This is a genomic window from Microbacterium sp. RG1 (assembly GCF_005347485.1).
Taxonomy (GTDB): Bacteria; Actinomycetota; Actinomycetes; order Actinomycetales; family Microbacteriaceae; genus Microbacterium; species Microbacterium binotii_A.
Genome location: NZ_CP034121.1, coordinates 792,406 through 809,779, shown reverse-complemented (window position 1 = coordinate 809,779; position 17,374 = coordinate 792,406). Strand labels below are relative to the sequence as shown.

14 protein-coding genes are annotated in these 17,374 nt (G+C 70.2%); 5 read left to right on the top strand and 9 right to left on the bottom strand.

Going from position 1 to position 17,374, the window contains the following annotated elements; translation table 11 throughout:
- The first annotated feature begins 15 nt into the window (after window positions 1-15).
- The 3 genes from EHF32_RS03835 to sucB are packed head-to-tail and all read left to right on the top strand — an operon-like array spanning window position 16 to window position 4,623.
- Window positions 16-1,485: a leucyl aminopeptidase gene (locus tag EHF32_RS03835; protein WP_137416896.1), complete on the top strand. Its 1,470-nt coding sequence runs from the start codon at window positions 16-18 to the stop codon at window positions 1,483-1,485.
- Window positions 1,482-2,852: a dihydrolipoyl dehydrogenase gene (lpdA, locus tag EHF32_RS03830; protein ID WP_137416895.1), complete on the top strand. Its 1,371-nt coding sequence runs from the start codon at window positions 1,482-1,484 to the stop codon at window positions 2,850-2,852. The genes EHF32_RS03835 and lpdA overlap by 4 nt, the downstream gene beginning before the upstream one ends.
- A 55-nt stretch (window positions 2,853-2,907) precedes the next feature.
- Window positions 2,908-4,623 (top strand): 2-oxoglutarate dehydrogenase, E2 component, dihydrolipoamide succinyltransferase, encoded by a 1,716-nt coding sequence (sucB, locus tag EHF32_RS03825; protein ID WP_137416894.1) that lies wholly within the window; start codon window positions 2,908-2,910, stop codon window positions 4,621-4,623.
- Between the two features lie 12 nt (window positions 4,624-4,635).
- On the opposite strand, the gene EHF32_RS03820 is transcribed toward sucB, so the two are convergent.
- Complete coding sequence (locus EHF32_RS03820; protein WP_137416893.1) at window positions 4,636-5,904, bottom strand: hypothetical protein; 1,269 nt, start codon at window positions 5,902-5,904, stop codon at window positions 4,636-4,638.
- Between the two features lie 118 nt (window positions 5,905-6,022).
- On the opposite strand from EHF32_RS03820, the gene EHF32_RS03815 reads away from it, so the two are divergent.
- Entirely contained in the window at window positions 6,023-6,733 is a 711-nt protein-coding gene (locus EHF32_RS03815; RefSeq protein ID WP_137416892.1) for a DUF4191 domain-containing protein, read from the top strand.
- A gap of 3 nt (window positions 6,734-6,736) precedes the next feature.
- On the opposite strand, the gene EHF32_RS03810 is transcribed toward EHF32_RS03815, so the two are convergent.
- The gene (locus EHF32_RS03810) at window positions 6,737-7,171 is read right to left on the bottom strand and encodes an RDD family protein (RefSeq protein WP_137416891.1); all 435 of its coding nucleotides are present in this window, start codon (window positions 7,169-7,171) and stop codon (window positions 6,737-6,739) included.
- A 135-nt stretch (window positions 7,172-7,306) separates the two neighbouring features.
- On the opposite strand from EHF32_RS03810, the gene glnA reads away from it, so the two are divergent.
- Entirely contained in the window at window positions 7,307-8,731 is a 1,425-nt protein-coding gene (glnA, locus tag EHF32_RS03805; protein ID WP_137416890.1) for a type I glutamate--ammonia ligase, read from the top strand.
- Window positions 8,732-8,801: 70 nt separating this feature from the next.
- Here the strand turns inward: glnA and EHF32_RS03800 are convergent, their stop codons facing one another.
- The 7 genes from EHF32_RS03800 to EHF32_RS03770 all read right to left on the bottom strand — a co-directional run bounded on the left by EHF32_RS03800 (window position 8,802) and on the right by EHF32_RS03770 (window position 17,374).
- Window positions 8,802-9,605, bottom strand: coding sequence for a DUF4190 domain-containing protein (locus tag EHF32_RS03800; protein WP_137416889.1), 804 nt, complete (start codon window positions 9,603-9,605; stop codon window positions 8,802-8,804).
- Window positions 9,606-9,770: 165 nt separating this feature from the next.
- A complete protein-coding gene (locus tag EHF32_RS03795; protein WP_137416888.1) occupies window positions 9,771-11,189 on the bottom strand; it encodes a PepSY-associated TM helix domain-containing protein in 1,419 nt (472 codons plus the stop codon).
- An 11-nt stretch (window positions 11,190-11,200) separates the two neighbouring features.
- On the bottom strand, window positions 11,201-12,427 hold the full coding sequence (locus EHF32_RS03790) for a Dyp-type peroxidase (RefSeq protein ID WP_137416887.1): 1,227 nt from the start codon (window positions 12,425-12,427) through the stop codon (window positions 11,201-11,203).
- Window positions 12,427-12,969 carry a copper chaperone PCu(A)C gene (locus tag EHF32_RS03785; protein ID WP_238343783.1) on the bottom strand — a complete coding sequence of 181 codons (543 nt, stop codon included), beginning with the start codon at window positions 12,967-12,969 and terminating at the stop codon, window positions 12,427-12,429. The genes EHF32_RS03790 and EHF32_RS03785 overlap by 1 nt, the downstream gene beginning before the upstream one ends.
- Before the next feature lie 34 nt (window positions 12,970-13,003).
- Window positions 13,004-13,600, bottom strand: a complete 597-nt coding sequence (locus EHF32_RS03780; RefSeq protein WP_238343782.1) for a copper resistance CopC family protein — start codon at window positions 13,598-13,600, stop codon at window positions 13,004-13,006.
- Window positions 13,601-13,708: 108 nt separating this feature from the next.
- Window positions 13,709-14,275, bottom strand: a complete 567-nt coding sequence (locus EHF32_RS03775) for a hypothetical protein (RefSeq protein WP_137416885.1) — start codon at window positions 14,273-14,275, stop codon at window positions 13,709-13,711.
- A gap of 99 nt (window positions 14,276-14,374) precedes the next feature.
- Window positions 14,375-17,374: a bifunctional [glutamine synthetase] adenylyltransferase/[glutamine synthetase]-adenylyl-L-tyrosine phosphorylase gene (locus tag EHF32_RS03770; RefSeq protein ID WP_137416884.1), complete on the bottom strand. Its 3,000-nt coding sequence runs from the start codon at window positions 17,372-17,374 to the stop codon at window positions 14,375-14,377.

Here is a 17,374-nt window from a genome sequence, read left to right as displayed (position 1 = left end):
CCTTAGGATGGAGTCATGCCGTTCCCGGATCTGCACTTCACCTCGGCCCCTCTCACCGACAGCACCGCGGACGCGCTGCTGTTGGCGCTGCCTCCGCTCGACGACGCGTTCTACGACGACGGACTCGGCCAGGCGATGCGCGACACATTGGATGCGGTCGGCTTCACCGGCGCCCCCGGGTCCGTGCAGCGCGTGGTGCTGCCCGGAGCGGCGGGCCTTCCCTCCGTCCCCGTCGCCGTCGTCGGCACCGGTGCCACCCCCGACGGCGGGGCGCTGCGCTTCGCCGCGGGCGCGGGCGTCCGCACACTCGTCGGCTTCGCCTCGCTCTCGCTCGCCGCACCGTCCGTCACCGGCGGGGCACGCGAGCTCGCGGAGGGCGCGGGCCTCGGCGGCTATCGCTTCGCGGGCTACAAGAGCTCCACGGGCAAGACGCGCGCCGCGACGGTGACCGTGCACGCCGACGGATCCGACGCCGACCTCGCCGCCGCGCGGGCGACCGCATCCGCCGCCGCCGTCGTGAAAGACCTCGTGTCCACGCCCGCCGAGTGGCTGGGCCCGGCCGATCTGGCGAACCAGGCCGCCGAGCTGGTCGCTGATCTCCCCATCACGGTCGAGGTCTACGACGAGGTGCGACTTCGCGAAGAGGGCTTCGGCGGGATCCTCGGCGTCGGCCAGGGATCCGACCGTCCGCCGCGACTCGTCCGCCTCGATTACTCCCCCGCCGACGCGAAGCGGCACATCGCGCTCGTCGGCAAGGGCATCACGTTCGACACCGGCGGCCTCTCACTCAAGCCCGCCGCGTCCATGGTCGGGATGAAGTACGACATGTGCGGCGCCGCGACCGTCCTCGCCGTCGTCCGGGCGGCAGCCCAGCTCGCCGCGGATGCCCGCGTGACGGCCTGGCTCTGCGTCGCCGACAACATGCCTTCCGGCCGTGCGACCCGCCCGGGCGACGTCCTGCGGATGGCCGACGGAACAACGGTCGAAGTGCTCAACACGGACGCGGAGGGCCGCCTCGTCCTGGGCGACGGCCTCGTCGCGGCCAGCCGTGAGAACCCCGATCTGATCATCGATGTCGCCACTCTGACGGGCGCCATCACCGTCGCGCTCGGGAACCGACTCACCGGCGTCATGGGTTCCGACGACGCCGTCGCCGAGTACCTCGAGTCCGCCGAGCGGGTCTCCGAGCTCTCCTGGCGTCTGCCGCTGCCCGCGCACATGGAAGAAGAGCTCGACTCCCCGATCGCCGACATGGTCAACGCCAAGATCGGCGACCCCGCGGCGGGCTCCTTGTTCGCCGGCCTCTTCCTGCAGCGGTTCGTCGGTCGCACCGACGGCCCCGAATCGCCGCGCATCCCCTGGGTGCACCTGGACATCGCGGGCGTCGGGATGAACAAGGGCGCGGGCTACGGCTTCACCGACAAGGGGCCCACCGCCGCCACCGTCCGCAGCCTCATCGACCTCGTCGCCGGATCCTCCCGGTGACCGTCCGCAGCGCCGACGTCGCCATCATCGGCGGCGGCAGCGGAGGATATGCGGCTGCTCTGCGCGCCGCGGAACTGGGCAAGAAGGTCGTCGTCATCGAAGCCGACAAGGTCGGCGGCACGTGCCTGCACCGGGGATGCGTACCCACCAAGGCGCTCCTGCACGTCGGCGAGACGGCGGATGCGGTCCGTGAAGGGCCCTCGCTCGGCGTGAAGGCGACGCTCGACGCGATCGACGTGCCCGCGATGCACGCGTTCCGCACCGATCTGGTCGCGAAGAAGTACAAAGGCCTTCAGGGCCTCCTTTCCGCGCGCGGCGTGGAGATCGTGGCCGGCCACGGCCGGCTCGCCTCACCCGGCGTCATCGAGGTGGAGGGCGAGCCGATCGCAGCCACCGACATCATCGTCGCCACGGGCGCTCGCACCCGCACCCTGGGGATCGAGCTCGGTGGCCGCATCCTCTCCAGCGAGACGGCGCTCGAGCTCGACGAGGTCCCTTCGCAGGCGATCGTGCTGGGCGGCGGCGTCATCGGCGTGGAGTTCGCGAGTCTGTGGCGCTCCCTCGGAGCCGAGGTCACGGTCGTCGAGGCCGCCGACAGCCTCGTTCCTGCGGAGGACGAAATCCTGCGCCAGCAGCTCTCCCGCGCGTTCCGCCGTCGCGGCATCCAGACCCGGCTCGGTTCCCCCTTCGTCGCGGTCACGCAGGATACGCAGCAGGTTCGGGTCGAGCTGGCGGACGGGAGCGTGCTCACCGGCGACTATCTGCTGGTGGCCGTGGGGCGTGAACCCGCAGCCGACGGCATCGGGCTCGAGGAGGCCGGGGTCGTCCTGGATCGCGGCTTCGTGGTCGTCGACGAGCGGCTCCGCACGACGGTTCCCGGAATCTGGGCCGTCGGCGACATCGTGGCGGGCCCGCAGCTCGCGCACCGCGGGTTCCAGCACGGCATCGCCGTGGCCGAGCGGATCGCGGGCCAGGACCCAACGGTCGTCTCGGACGAGCTCGTTCCGCGCGTGGTGTACAGCTCGCCCGAGCTCGCGTCGGTCGGCATCACGCGTCGGGCGGCCGAGGAGCGTTACGGCACCGACGGCATCCGCGTCGTCGACTACAACCTCGCGGGCAACGCACGCACCGAGATCCTGGGCGGCGGCGGTGTCGCGCGGGTGATCCGGCGCGTCGACGGCCCCGTGGTGGGGGTACATCTGGCGGGCCCGAGAGTGGGCGAGCTGATCACCGAGGCGCAGCTGGTGATCGGCTGGGACGCACACCCCGAGGACGTCGTCCCCTTCATCCACGCGCACCCCACTCAGAGCGAGGCGCTGTCCGAAGCGTTCCTGGCTCTGGCAGGCAAGCCCCTGCACACGCTATGAGGCTTCGGCTTCACTAAGCTAGACACCGATATCGCAGTTCGAAGGAGCAAATCCCATGAGCACTTCCGTTGTCCTCCCCGCTCTCGGCGAGAGCGTCACCGAGGGAACGGTCACCCGCTGGCTCAAGAATGTGGGTGACACGGTGGAGGCGGACGAGGGTCTGCTCGAGATCTCCACCGACAAGGTCGACACCGAGATCCCTTCGCCGGTCAGCGGCGTCATCGAAGAGATCTTCTTCCAGGAGGACGACACCGTCGAGGTGGGCGCCGTCCTCGCCAAGATCGGCGACGGCTCCGCCGCTGCGGCACCGGCCGCAGAGCCCGAGGTGGCCGCCGCTCCCGAGCCCGCCGCCGAGGCTGCTCCGGCCGCCGCGCCGGCACCCACCGCAGAGGAGGCCGCTCCCTCGGCCGCGCCCGCCGCATCCGGTGGCCGTGACGTCGTTCTGCCGGAGCTCGGCGAGAGCGTCACCGAGGGCACCGTCACGCGCTGGCTCAAGGCCGTGGGCGACGAGGTCGCCGTGGACGAGCCGCTGCTCGAGATCTCCACCGACAAGGTCGACACCGAGATCCCCGCGCCGTTCGCCGGCACGCTGCAGGCCATCCTCGTCCAGGAGGACGAGACGGTCGCCGTCGGAAGCCCGCTCGCCCGCATCGGCGACGGCGCTGCTCCGGCCGCCGAGGCCGCCCCCGAGGCCCCGTCCACGGAGAAGCCCGTCGAGGTCGAAGAGACCGAGGCCGCGGCCCCCGCCACGCCCGCCCCCGCTGCTGCACCGGCCCCGGCCGCTGCTCCGGCACCCGCACCGGCCCCCGCCGCTGCTCCGGCCGCGGCCCCCGCGGCCGAGACCTCGGGCGACGAGGGCTCGGGATACGTGACGCCGCTCGTGCGCCGCCTCGCCGCCCAGCAGGGCGTCGACCTCTCGACCGTCACCGGCTCGGGCGTCGGCGGACGCATCCGCAAGGAGGACGTGCTCAAGGCGGCCGAGGCTGCGGCCGCTCCCGCTGCGGCGTCCGCACCCGCGGCACCGGCCGCGACCAAGGCTCCCGTCGAGGTGTCCGAGCTCCGCGGCACGACGCAGCCCATGTCGCGTCTGCGCAAGGTTCTCGCCAAGCGCGCCGTCGAGTCGATGCAGGCCACAGCGCAGCTCACGACCGTGGTCGAGGTCGACGTGACGAAGGTCGCGCTCTTCCGCGACGGCGTCAAGAACGAGTTCCAGCAGAAGACGGGCGACAAGCTCTCCTTCCTGCCGTTCTTCGTCCTGGCCGCCGCCGAGGCGTTGAAGACGTACCCCGTCATCAACGCGACCGTCGACGGCGAGCAGATCGTCTACCCGTCGAGCGAGAACATCTCGATCGCGGTCGACACGGAGCGCGGCCTGCTGACGCCGGTCGTGCGCGAGGCGGGCGACAAGAACCTCGCTCAGATCGCTCACGACATCGCTGACCTCGCGGCCCGCACGCGCGACAACAAGCTGAAGCCCGACGAGCTCGCCGGTGGCACCTTCACGGTCACGAACACGGGCTCCCGCGGCGCGCTGTTCGACACCCCGGTCGTGTTCCTGCCGCAGTCCGCGATCCTCGGCACGGGCACCGTCGTCAAGCGCCCCGGCGTCGTGACGGTCGACGGTAAGGACGCGTTCTCGGTCCGCTCGTACGTGTACCTGGCTCTGTCGTACGACCACCGGATCATCGACGGCGCCGACGCGGCACGCTTCCTGTCGGCGATGAAGACGCGCCTCGAGACGGCCGACTTCGCCGGAGACCTCGGGATCTGACCTTTCCCGCACCTATGGGTGCTGCGCGACATCATGGATGCCGCGCAGCACCCATTCGTCGTTCTGGCGCACGATCGCCACGATCTGCGACACCGCTCGCTCGCTCGGATCGTCAGCACGCAAGAGGGTGAGATCCCCGAGATCGTCGATGACCGTCAGCGCTGCGTCGGCGACCGCGGCCGCGCCCGCCGGGTCGGCGTCGATCCGCGCTTCCTGCAGCTTCTGTCGACACGAGTCGTCGCCGCACGCGTTCCATACCGCGAGCAGCGCGCGTGCGGCAGCGACGGGGTCATCCGACGACTGCGCGGCGGCAGGAGTTTCCGCGGGAAGCACCGTCGCCCCGGTGTCGTCCGCGGCGAGGGAGTCCTCGGACGATACCGGCACGGGTGCTCTGTCCTCGGGTTCCGGCCACAGGAGCCCCACCGCGAGCACGAGACCCACGACCCCGATCCCGACGAGGAACACGGGTCGACGAGATCGGGGCTTCTTCGCCGGGGCAGGACGACGCCATCGCTGACGGAGGGCGTCCACGCGCTCTGCGACCAGGTCGCTGAGCGACCCGTCCATCGCCACGGTCAGACGACGCCACGCCGGGGTGGGTCGATTCGCCTCCGCGCGCGCCTGAGCGCGGGTGATCGACGCTGCGACGGAAGACCCGTCGATGCGCACGGCCTGCGGCCGCGCCGCGGCGAACAGGTCGTCCTCCAGAGCGGCCAGCCCCCGCACGATACGCGCGGTATCGGTCACGGCGCCCGTCGCCGCGCTGATCGCGCGTGCCGCGGCGTCGTGATCCCCGGGGTCGAGCTTCCCCATCAGCTGGGCGGCTCCCTCCGCGGCCGTGGGGCCCTCGTGAGCGTGGACGAACAGAGGCGTCCCGGCATTGTCCAGCCACCAGGTGCCGACGCAGGTGCCCCGTGGATGCGCGGACGTCTCCGCCGCGACACCGCGCAGCAGACTCACGGCGATGGTGACCGCCTCGCCCGGCTCCACCGTTCCCCGCCGGCGTAGCAGGGACTCGAGGGTGCAGCGAACCGCCGGGAAGAGGACCAATGGTCCCCGCGTCGTCGTGACGACGTCCAGAGGCGCCATGACGTGTTCGCCCGACGCCGCCCAGATTCCGGTGCCCTCGACCGCGGCCACCGGCACCGCGAGCGCCGGCTCGCCCTCGTGGACGACGACATCTCCGCCGAAGGGAGCCGCATCGGCGACGACGGTACGCAGCACCGCGGGCTCCAGGAGAGGACGCAACGTGGGCGGTGCGGGCAGGAGCGACGACAACATGCTCCGATCGTGTCCGCCGGAACGGCACGCCGCGCTCCGAGCGCGGGACGGGAGGAGACCAGGTGCGCTGCTCGCGGATGGGGAGAAGAGATCGGACGGCACCGGTAGGCTGGAGGGCATGGCAGCCCGCGATTCCGCACCCGAGAAGCGCCCCGGATTCTTCTCGCAGTTGAAGACCCTCTACCGCTACACCAAGGATGCGTACTCCTGGCTGCCGTACGCTCTGATCGGCATCGTGCTGCTCGGCATCGCGCTCGGCGCGGGCGTCGGCTTCCTCATCCCGCCGTTCGCCATCTGGAGCGTGATCCTCTGGGGCATCACGGGCCTGTTCGCGGGTGTCCTCGGCTCACTCATTCTGACGACCCGCCTGTCGACCACCGCGATGTACAAGCAGATCGACGGCATGCCGGGAGCGGCGGGACGCGTGATGTCCGTGTCGCTCGGTCGCCGCTGGCAGGCCAGCGAGATGCCTGTCGGCATCAACCCCCGCACGCAGGAGGCCGTCTACCGTGCCGTCGGCCGCGGTGGCATCGTCCTCGTCGGCGAGGGCGCGCGCGGTCGCCTGACGCGCCTCATCGCGGACGAGCGCTCCAAGGCGCAGCGTGTGGCCTCCGGTGTTCCCGTGACCGTCTTCTACGTGGGTCACGGCGACGACGAGGTTCCGATCGCGAAGCTCGCGAGCACGATCAAGGCCCTGCCGAAGAAGATCGACCGCACCACCATGGCCGCCGTCATCAAGCGGATCGACTCGGTGTCGCAGTCGCTGACGTCGCTGCCGATCCCGAAGGGCGTCGACCCCAACCGCGTGCGGGCTCAGCGCCCCCGTTGATCCTCAGGCGCGGATGAGGATGCTGCCCGCAGCCTGATCGTGCAGGCCGCGCTGGTCGGCATCCCAGACCACCGCGGGGATGACGAGCAGCAGCAGCACCGTACGGACGATCGGCCGCCACAGACCGATCCATCCGCCGCGGACGAGAACCAGCCGCATCCCGAGGATGCGGTGGCCGGGGCTTCCCCCGATCAGCGGGATGAAGAGGATCTGCACGAGCGCGAACACCAGCATCGGTGCGAAGGTCGACAATCCCGCCTCGCCCGGCAGCGCCCACGGGTCGTACCGGAGGAACGCGACGGCGAGGATGGTGGCGCACGTCCAGTCGATCAGCAGGGCGAGAAGGCGCCGTCCGACACGGGCGACGGACGTCGATCCGGTACGGGGCAACCCGAGGCGCTCACCGGGATAGCTGGACTCGACGGGGGTCTCGGGCATGCATCAACCCTAATCGGGCACCCGTAACATCCCGGAAACATATGGGACACTGGCGAGCAACGCCCGATCGATAGCGTCGGATCAGCCCGCCGTGGCGGGCGGAACTTCCCGAAATGCCCTACCTCTGGAGTCTCCATGTTCAGTGATTCATCCGAGGTGCTGAAGTTCATCAAGGACGAGGACGTCAAGTTCCTCGACATCCGCTTCACGGATCTCCCTGGTGTGCAGCAGCACTTCAACATCCCCGCCTCCACCGTCGACGAGGAGTTCTTCACCGTCGGTCAGCTGTTCGACGGCTCGTCGATCCGCGGGTTCGCGAACATCCACGAATCGGACATGCAGCTCATCCCGGACGTGTCGACCGCGTACCTCGACCCGTTCCGTGAGGCGAAGACGCTCGTCATGGTCTTCGACATCTACAACCCGCGCAACGGCGAGATCTACTCGAAGGACCCCCGCCAGGTCGCCAAGAAGGCCGAGAAGTACCTCGCCTCCACCGGCATCGCCGACACCGCGTTCTTCGCCCCCGAGGCGGAGTTCTACATCTTCGACGACGTCCGTTACGAGGTGAAGCAGAACTCGAGCTTCTACTCGGTCGACTCCGAAGAGGGCGCCTGGAACACGGGCCGCGCCGAAGAGGGTGGCAACCTGGCCAACAAGACCCCGTACAAGGGCGGCTACTTCCCCGTCTCCCCCGTCGACAAGACGGCGGACCTCCGCGACGACATCAGCCTGCGTCTCATCGAGGCGGGCCTCATCCTCGAGCGCGCGCACCACGAGGTGGGCACGGGCGGCCAGCAGGAGATCAACTACCGCTTCGACACCATGGTGCACGCGGCCGACGACATCCTGAAGTTCAAGTACATCGTCAAGAACGTCGCCGAGCAGTGGGGCAAGGTCGCGACCTTCATGCCCAAGCCGCTCTTCGGCGACAACGGCTCCGGCATGCACACGCACCAGTCGCTGTGGAACGACGGCAAGCCGCTGTTCTACGACGAGAAGGGCTACGGCGGCCTGTCCGACATCGCCCGCTGGTACATCGGCGGCATCCTGGCGCACGCGCCCGCCGTCCTGGCCTTCACGAACCCCACGCTGAACAGCTACCACCGCCTGGTGAAGGGCTTCGAGGCTCCGGTCAACCTGGTCTACTCGGCCGGAAACCGCTCGGCGGCCATCCGCATCCCGATCACGGGCACCAACCCCAAGGCCAAGCGCATCGAGTTCCGTGCGCCCGACGCTTCCGGCAACCCGTACCTCGCGTTCGCCGCTCAGCTCATGGCCGGCCTCGACGGCATCAAGAACCGCATCGAGCCGCACGAGCCGGTCGACAAGGACCTCTACGAGCTTCCCCCCGAGGAGGCCAAGGGCATCCCGCAGGTGCCGAACTCGCTGCTCGACTCGCTCGAGGCGCTGCGCGCCGACCACGAGTTCCTGCTGCAGGGCGGCGTCTTCACCGAGGAGCTCATCGAGACCTGGATCGAGTACAAGATCGAGAACGAGATCCAGCCGATCGCTCAGCGCCCGCACCCCTTCGAGTACGAGCTCTACTTCGGCGTCTGACACCGAGAGCTTCGCGCTCACAACGAAGAACCGCCCCGGCATGCGCCGGGGCGGTTCTTCGTTGCACCGTTCAGCCGAAGGAGCCGCTGCTCATGGCCGCGATGAGCGCCAGCAGCAGGAAGAGGCCGACCGCGATCGCGAGCAGAAGCGCGATGTGGCCGAGGATCATGCCGATGATCGCGTTCGTGCGACCGACGCCTCCCGCGCGCTTCGCCTTCGAGAGGCCCGCGTAGCCGAGTGCCACGGAACAGATGCTGAGGGGGAACGTCATGATCACGATGAAGAACCCGAGGAAGGGGATCAGCAGGCTGAGCAGGGATGCGGCGGAGATCGCACCGAGGATCATCGACCACAGCGCGGGGTTGTTGGTGGGTGACCCCGCGACCACCGACGCGGCGCCCGCCGCCGACGGCATACGCGCCTGATCCGGTGCCTGGTAGCCCGGATGAGGCGCGTGTGCCGACTGCGGGTATCCGGGCGCCTGCGGAGCAGGCCCGTACCCCTGAGCCGAGGGATAACCCTGCTGCTGCGGCGCGTATCCCGGGGCCTGCGGATAGCCCGGGGTCGGCGGCTGCCCGAACCCCTGTGGGGCAGGCGGGTAACCCGGTGCCGACGCATAACCGGGAGCGTGCGGCTGCGCGTATCCGGGGTAGCTCTGCTGCGGCGGAACACCGTATGGCTGAGGCGGGACACCGTATGACGGAGAGCCCGCCTGGGCCGCCGCTGCGCCGCCGGGCGGCTGCGGAGCATCGCCCGTCTGCGGCACCATCCGCTGCTCGCTCGCGACGGGCCCGAGCTGGGCCGCGGCGTCGGGCGCCGGAATGTGCGGCTCGGACGGCTGCTGCGGATCAGACATCGTTCCCCCGGTCTTCATCGTGTCACGGTGCATCGCGCCGAGCCGCGCGAGCGCGCTCAGCGGTCGCCGTCCAGCATACGGATGAGAATGCGGGCCGACCGGCCCTTGCAGGCAGACAGGGATGACCGTCCCTCCGGTGGCCGTGGCCTCGCATCACGGCCACCGGAGACACTCAAGGCTGAGTCAGCGTGGTCGCCGTCGCGCCCGCAGGCCGAGAAGGACGTCGACGACCACGAACGCGATCAGCGGATATCCGACAAGCGGGAGCCACCATCCGATCACACCCGAGGCCGCGACGACGGAGAGCAAGCCCCACCACGGCGCCGCCCGCAGCGCGCCCCGCGCCGGCGGCGACCCCACGCGGTGCTCGCCGCGCGTGGGCCGACGCTTCCACCACATCGCATAGCCGAGCACGACGATCGTCCCGATCCCCGCGGCGATGAGCAGGAGCGCAAGCTGGTTCACCCACCCGAACAGCACTCCCATATGCAGGTCGATGCCCCAGCGGGCGAGCTTCGCGAGCAACGGGAACTGGGCGAAGTCCACCCGCGAGACCACCTGCATGGTGGCACCGTCGATCGCGACCGCATCCGCCTCTGTGGGGAACGAGCGCTTGATCTCCGTGACCGTCCACGCCTGTCCGGACGCCGCGGGAGGTTTGATCTCCACCTCGCCTGTGTTGACGTTGATCCGACGTGCGATCGCGAGGACCGCGTCGAACGTCGCGGGGTTCGCCTCTCCGGTCGGCATCGGCGTCGCACCGCCGTGATGAGCAGCGTGCTCGTCCGGCGCCTCCTGGGCCCCGGAGAGGTCCGTCTGCAGCGCCGGTGTCGCACCCCCGATCGCCTCGCGCGCCGCGGAGACGTTCGCGCCGGCGTAGGTTGACCACGTGATCCCCGTCGCCGAGAGCATGAGAGCGCCGAGAAGCACCCAGATACCCACGGATGCGTGCCAGCTGAACAGACGCCGGTACCCGCTGCGTCGCACGGCGGGCACCACAAGCTCCCGCTTGACCCGCGCCTTCCGGATGCGCATCACCCACAGCGCACCACCTGCGACCACGATGATCGCGAGCCAGGATGCGGCCAGCTCGCTATACAGGCGTCCGGGTTCACCGAGGTGAAGATTGCGGTGGAGGTTGGAGATCCACGTGCGCACGGGAAGCGAGCCGCTCGTGCCGTACGCCGTGAGATCGCCGCGGATCTCCCCCGTCCCGGGGTCGACGAAGACGGCCCGCGATTCACTGGCCGCGAGGTCGTCCTCGGCGAACATGACCCGCGTCGTGTCGCCCGGTTCCGGCGCCGGTCGCACGGCGGTCAGTACCGCGCCCTCGCCGACATACGTCTCCGCCGCGGTGATCTGCTCCGCGAGCGGGAGCGATGTGGCGGTCGCCGGCGCATGAAGCTCGTGCCCGTACACGAGCTCATCGAGCGTGGGGGCGATCGCGTACAGTGCCCCGCTCATCGCCGCGACGAGGATGAAGGGACCGACGAGCAGCCCCGCGGAGAAATGGAGCCGCAGCAGCAGCGATCCGAACCATCCGCCGCGGGGACGGGACCGACGCGGGCGGGCCTGGGGCGGAGAGACGAGGGTGTCGGTCATCGTTTCGCGCCTCACGACAGCAAGGTCTCGCCGATGAATCCGCCCTGCGCGCAGCCGGGCGGTGCCGCGAACACCGCCGAGCCGATGGGCGTCGTCCACTCGTTCAGCAGGTCGAGCTCGTCGAGGCGCCGCTGCAGCGGCACGAACTGACTCGCCACGTCCGCCTGAAAGGCGACGAACACCAGACCGGCACGTGAGATCTCGCCACCTGCGGGGGTGTCGTCGTAGTTGTAGCCGCGCCGGAAGATGCGCTCCCGACGATTGTCGCTGCGCGCACGGCGCATATGCGAGAACTCCGGGATGACGGGGAAGCCGATGGGTGTCTTCGCCTCGAAGTCCGGCTCGTCGTGCTCGTTCGTCCCCGTCAGCGGCGCACCGTTCGACTGGTACCGGCCGACGGACTCGTCGCGGCCGGGACGGTCCAGTCTGTCCCACTTGTCGAGATCCATCGCGATGCGGCGCATGACCACTCCGGTGCCGCCGGCGAGCCATCCATGCTGGTGCCACACGAGCTCGTCGAAGTCAGCGGTTCCGGGTTCGGGATTGGCCGTACCGTCGACCTGTCCGAAGAGATTGCGCATCGTGGTGCCGGGCTTCACCGTGCCGTGCGCACGGCGGAACCCGTTCTGCGTCCATCGGACTGTCGCGAAGCTGCGCGCGTCCTTCAGCAGCATCCTCGACGCGTGCGCGAGTGTCACCGGATCGTCCGATGCCACTTGGATCAGCAGGTCCCCGTCGCAGTACTCCGGCTGCAGGCGGTCGATCCCGAAAGCAGGCAGAGGCGCCAGCCACGCGGGAGCGGACCCGCCCGCCACCGCGACGAAGCGCGGTCCGAATGCGAACGTCACGGTGAGGCGGGCGGGTGCCAGCGCAAGCTCGGGCTCGGAGTCGGCGAGGGCCGGCTCGCCCTGCGTCATCCGCGCGGCGTCGTCGCTCAGCGTGCGCATGAGCCGCCGCAGGCCGTCGCGATCGACCTCGGGCTTCAGATCCAGGGCCACGAAGACCGCGTGCGACTGCGCGTCCGTGTCGATTCCGGCCTGATGCACGCCGTAGAAGGGCACCGTGGCGTCCCCGTTGAGGGGCGGGACGGCGGACGCCGCGGGGGGCGCCGTCTGGAACGCGGCATCTATCGCGATCGCGGCCGCCGCGCCGACACCGGCGACAGCTCCCCCGAGGAGGAACTGTCGCCGGGTGGCGCGATGCCGAACCGTGGTGTCGTCGGGATCGCGCCGTGACATCAGTGGCTCATCCCGCTGTCGCCGCTCATGTCCATGTCGCCACCCTCGTAGTTCTCGTTCGCCCCGGCGTAGTCCTTGACCGGCGCGGTGATCTGGGAGCTCGTGCCGTCCGAGTACGTGAGGGTGAGGGTGACGTCGTCGCCCGCGACGAGCGGCGCGGTCAGATCCATGAGCATGATGTGGTTGCCGCCGGGGGCGAGGGTGAGACTGCCGTGCGCGGGAATCACGAAGCCGCCCTCGATCTGACGCATGACCATCTGCCCCGACTCGTTCTCGACGGTCTCGTGGAGCTCGACCGCAGACGATGCGGGTGTCGTCGCCGATGTCACCGTGACGTCGGCGTCGCCGTCGTTGGTCAGTTCCCCGAACGCGGCCGACATTCCGGAGTCGGCGGACTTGACCCAGGCGTCGGACACGGAGATCGCCTCAGCAGCGGTGACGGAGCTCGAGGTCGGCTGGCTCTGGGCGGCGCAGCCCGCGAGGGCGAGAGCGGCGAGAGCGAGCGCTGCGGTGAAGCGGATGCGGGTGGTGGGAGTGTTCACAGGGGTGTGCCTTTCAAAAGCGGGACGGGCGAGCTCAGTGCTCGGCGTCGTCCGTGCCGCGCGCGTCGGAGCGGCGGCGGAGGAAGAGGATGAGTGCGAAGAGCGCGACGGCGATGCCGGCACCGGCGGCGCCGATGAACGCGATGCGCAGCGCTCCGGCGTTCTCCTGACCGGCCTCATCGGCCGTCGGCTCGTCTGACTGCGCCGCCTGGCCGTCGGCACTCGGTGCCGTCGGCTGGGCCGTGTGCTCGAGAGGGGTCCCATCGCCGATCGTGAACGGGACGGTGCCCGCGATCGGGTGCCCGTCCGAGGACACCACGCGCCACCGCACCTCGTACCCTGCCGCCGGCATGTCCGGCTGCAGCTCGACGGTGACGGTCGGGCCGTCCAGTACCGGCTCGGTGGCCACCCAGTCGTGCCCTCCGGCATCGGCGACGATCACCGCCGCACCGGTGTCGAGCACGTCGGCGGAGAAGGTCAACGTGACCTGCGTCGGAGCCTCGGTGAGTCGTTGCCCGGTCTCGGGCGTGGAGGAGAGAAGTTCATCGTGAGCGGACGCGGGGGCGGCCACCGCCAAGACGGCGGCGAACGCCACCACGATCCCCGCGACGATACGTCGCGACAGGGACATGGGACACCTTTCGACAGCGGCGCGCGCAGGCGCCGCACCACACGGGACGCCTGTCTCGGCGACAGGCGGAAGCGCAGCACACGACGCGAGCGCGTCGTGACAGCGTGATCAGACCGTGTGAAGTCGCGGTGGGCCGCGGCGGGCGATGTCGCGGAGGAAGAGTCTCTGACGGGGCGGACGCTGTCGTGCGCAGGCGACAGCGGGAAAGCGCGGAGCCTCGACGTCGACGTCCGCGACGACGAGCGCCAGGCGGATGCGGAGGCGCCCGACCAGTGTGCGCGCCAGCTCGATCAGGGCACGCACGCATCGTTCGCCGCGATGCAGCGCGAGGATCGTCACCACGGCGGCGGCGAGGTGGCCGAGCCACATCGCCGGATCGCCGTGCAGGGCGTCGGTCATCCCGACGCTCGAGGTCGTCTGAGTGCTGCCCATGCCGTGCATCGCGTGATGCTCTTGGCCCATCCCGGGCACTGCGAAGGATCCGAGGACGAAGAGCGTGTGAAAGAGAGCCTGGCTGAGCGCGACGGCGGCCGACAGGCGCCACACCGAGAGGCGACGCCCCGTGAGGACCGTACAGACGGCGAGCGACAGCACGAACGGGATCAGGATCCCGAGCCACCCCGGCACCGCTCCGCCGGCGCTCACGTGAGAGAGGAGGGCGATGAAGGTCGCCACGGACGCAGACGTCGTCCCACGCAAAAGGCGGGGCAGACGGGAACGGCGCACGACCCTATTGTTGCAGCCGGTGAGAGACGCCTCGTCCCACGCGGACGATCAACCGTAGAACTGCTTCTCGAACACGCGTCGAGACAGGCGGGCCGCCCGCATCCAGTCCTCTTCGACTCGCGAGGCCGAACGCGGCGGATACTCCAGCAGCCGTCCGATGCCGTCGAGGCGGCGCCGGTCGACAGGCAGCACGTCGCTCGTCTGCGCCGAGAGCAGGGTGTTGGCCGAGCGCAGGCGACTGGCGAGCCGCCACGCCTCGTGAAGGCGTGGAACGGCGCTCTCCGGCAGCAGCCCCGCCTCTCCGGCGGTGCGCAGGGCGTCCGTCGTCGAGGTCGTGCGCAGCGCCGGCACGGCGTGGGCGTGCTGCAACTGCAGCAGCTGCACGAGCCACTCCACGTCGCTGAGCCCGCCGGGACCCAGCTTGAGGTGGCGTGACGGATCGACGCCCTGCGGAAGCCGCTCGCTCTCCACACGCGCCTTGATGCGTTTGATCTCACGCACGCCCTGCGGGTCGGCGCGCGCGGGGTACCGCACGCTGTCGGCCAGCGCCGTGAACGCGTCGATGAGTTTCACGCTGCCCGCGACGCCACGGGCACGCAGGAGGGCTTGGGCTTCCCACGACAGCGACCACCGACCGTAGTACTCCGCGTAGGACTCCAGCGACCGCACGAGCGGACCGTTGCGCCCCTCCGGGCGCAGGTCCGCATCGAGGTCGAGCGGCACGCGGTGGTCTTCGGAATGGGTGCGCAGCCCCTGGACGAGCTTCAACGACAGCGCGTGCGCGCGTTCCGGGTCGACGCCGTTCGCCCGATAGACGTACAGCACGTCCGCATCCGAGCCGAACCCGAGCTCACGCCCGCCGAAGCGTCCCATTGCGATGACCGAGAAGTCGAGTGCATCGTCTTCGGGCGGCACCACCTCACGACGCACGGCCCGCAGGGTCGCCTGGATCGTGACCTCGGTGATCGTGCTGAGCGAATCGGCGAGCTCTTCGATCGTGAGCACGCCGAGGACAGCGGCCATCGCGGTGCGCAGCAGCTCACGTCGCCGCAGCGCGCGCACGAACGGCATCGCATCGTCGAGGCTGTCGTGCCGCGTCTGGATCGCGCGAGCCTCCGTCTGCAGGGCGACGCCGCTGCGCGGACGCAGGAGTTCGGGGTCGTCGAGCCAGGCCGCCGCTTCGGGGATCCACTCCATGAGCTCGCCGATGTAGCGCGAGCCCGACAGCACCCGGGTGAGGCTCTCAGCCGCCGCCGACGAGTCGCGCAGCAATCGCAGGAACCACGGGGTGTCCCCCAACCGTTCGCTGATGCGGCGGAAGGCGAGCAGCCCGTAGTCGGGGTCGACCCCGTCTGCGAACCACCGGATCATGATCGGCATGAGGTGGCGCTGGATCGTGGCCTTGCGGCTGATCCCACTCGTCAGCGCCGCGATGTGCCGAAGCGCTCCCGCCGGATCCTGGAAGCCGATGGCCGCCAGACGGTCGTGCGCCTGCGCGGCGGACAGGGTGCGCTCGCCCTCCGGGAGGGCTGCGACGGCGGAGAGGAGCGGTCGGTAGAAGAGGCGCACGTGGATGTCGCGCACCTCGCGTTTGACCCGCTCCCACTCTGCCGTGACTCCGGCGGCGCTGTCGGCGACACCGCTCGCGCGCGCGAGCACACGGCGATCGTCGTCCTTCTCCGGCATGAGGTGGGTGCGACGAAGACCACGCAGCTGCAGTCGGTGCTCGAGCACGCGCAGGAACCGATAGTCGCGGGCGAAGGCCGCGGCCTCCGCCCGCCCGATGTAACCCTCCGCGACGAGCGCATCCAGCGCGTCCAGCGTGCCCCGCTGACGGATGCGGTCGTCGGTGAGCCCGTGCACGAGCTGGAGAAGCTGCACGGTGAATTCGATGTCGCGGATGCCGCCGGGGCCGAGCTTGATCTGCAGCGGCACCTCGTGCGCGGGGATGTGGTCGGTGACGCGCTCCCGCATACGTTGCACGCTGTCGACGAAGTTCTCGCGGGCGGCGCTCGTCCAGACCTTCGGCTGCACGGCGGCGACGTACTCGCGACCGAGCTCCAGGTCGCCGGCGAGTGGCCGCGCCTTCAAGAGCGCCTGGAACTCCCAGCTGCCCGCCCAGCGGTCGTAGTAGGAGAGGTGTGACTCGAGGGTGCGTACGAGCGCGCCCTGCTTGCCCTCGGGTCGCAGGTTGGCGTCGACCTCCCACAGCGGAGGTTCGATCTCGATCCCCGAGATGCCCTGCATCGTCTGGACGGCGAGGCGCGTGGCGATGTCGATGAGGCGACTCGCGCCCCACTCCTCCTCGGCGCCGTCTGCGGCACCGCAGACGAAGATGACGTCGACGTCGCTGACGTAGTTCAGCTCGCGGGCGCCGGTCTTGCCCATTCCGATGATCGAGAGCCGCGTCGCTGCGACCTGTTCCCGAGGAAACAGGCCTCCGGGCCTTCCCTGCGAGATGCGGGTGCGAGCCACGCTCAGCGACGCCTCGAGCGCGGCACCCGCCGCATCCGCGAGGGCCGCGGCGACCTCGGGCAGCACCTCGATCGCGTCCGGCGCTCGCAGGTCGAAGGCCGCGATGCGTGCCAGCAGCCTGCGGTAGCGCACACGCAGTGCGACCCAGGCGGACTCGTCCCCGGACGCGGCGAAACCGTCCTGCGCCCCGACGGACTCCTGCAGCTCTCGCTGCATCTCATCCGCGCGCGGCAGGATCTCCCCCGCCGTCGCGAGGTCTGCGAGTTCTTCGGGGTGACGCAGGTAGAACTCGCCGAAGCCTTCCGAGGCGCCGAGCAGCAGCCAGAACACCCGGCGCGCGTGCGGATCGCGCAGCGTCGCCGTGACCGCGTCCGGGTTGCGGCGTGCGATCCTGCTCGCGCTGCGCAGCGCGCCGTCGGGATCGGCGGCCCGCCCGAGATCGCTGATGACCTCGGAGCGACCGAGCGCCAGCAGGTCGACGAGCTCGTCGAACGCCTGCTCCGCCGCCTCGAGGTCGCCGAGTCCGAGCCGCACGAGGTCCGTTCGGCTCGAGGAGCGCTCCGTGCCGGCCAT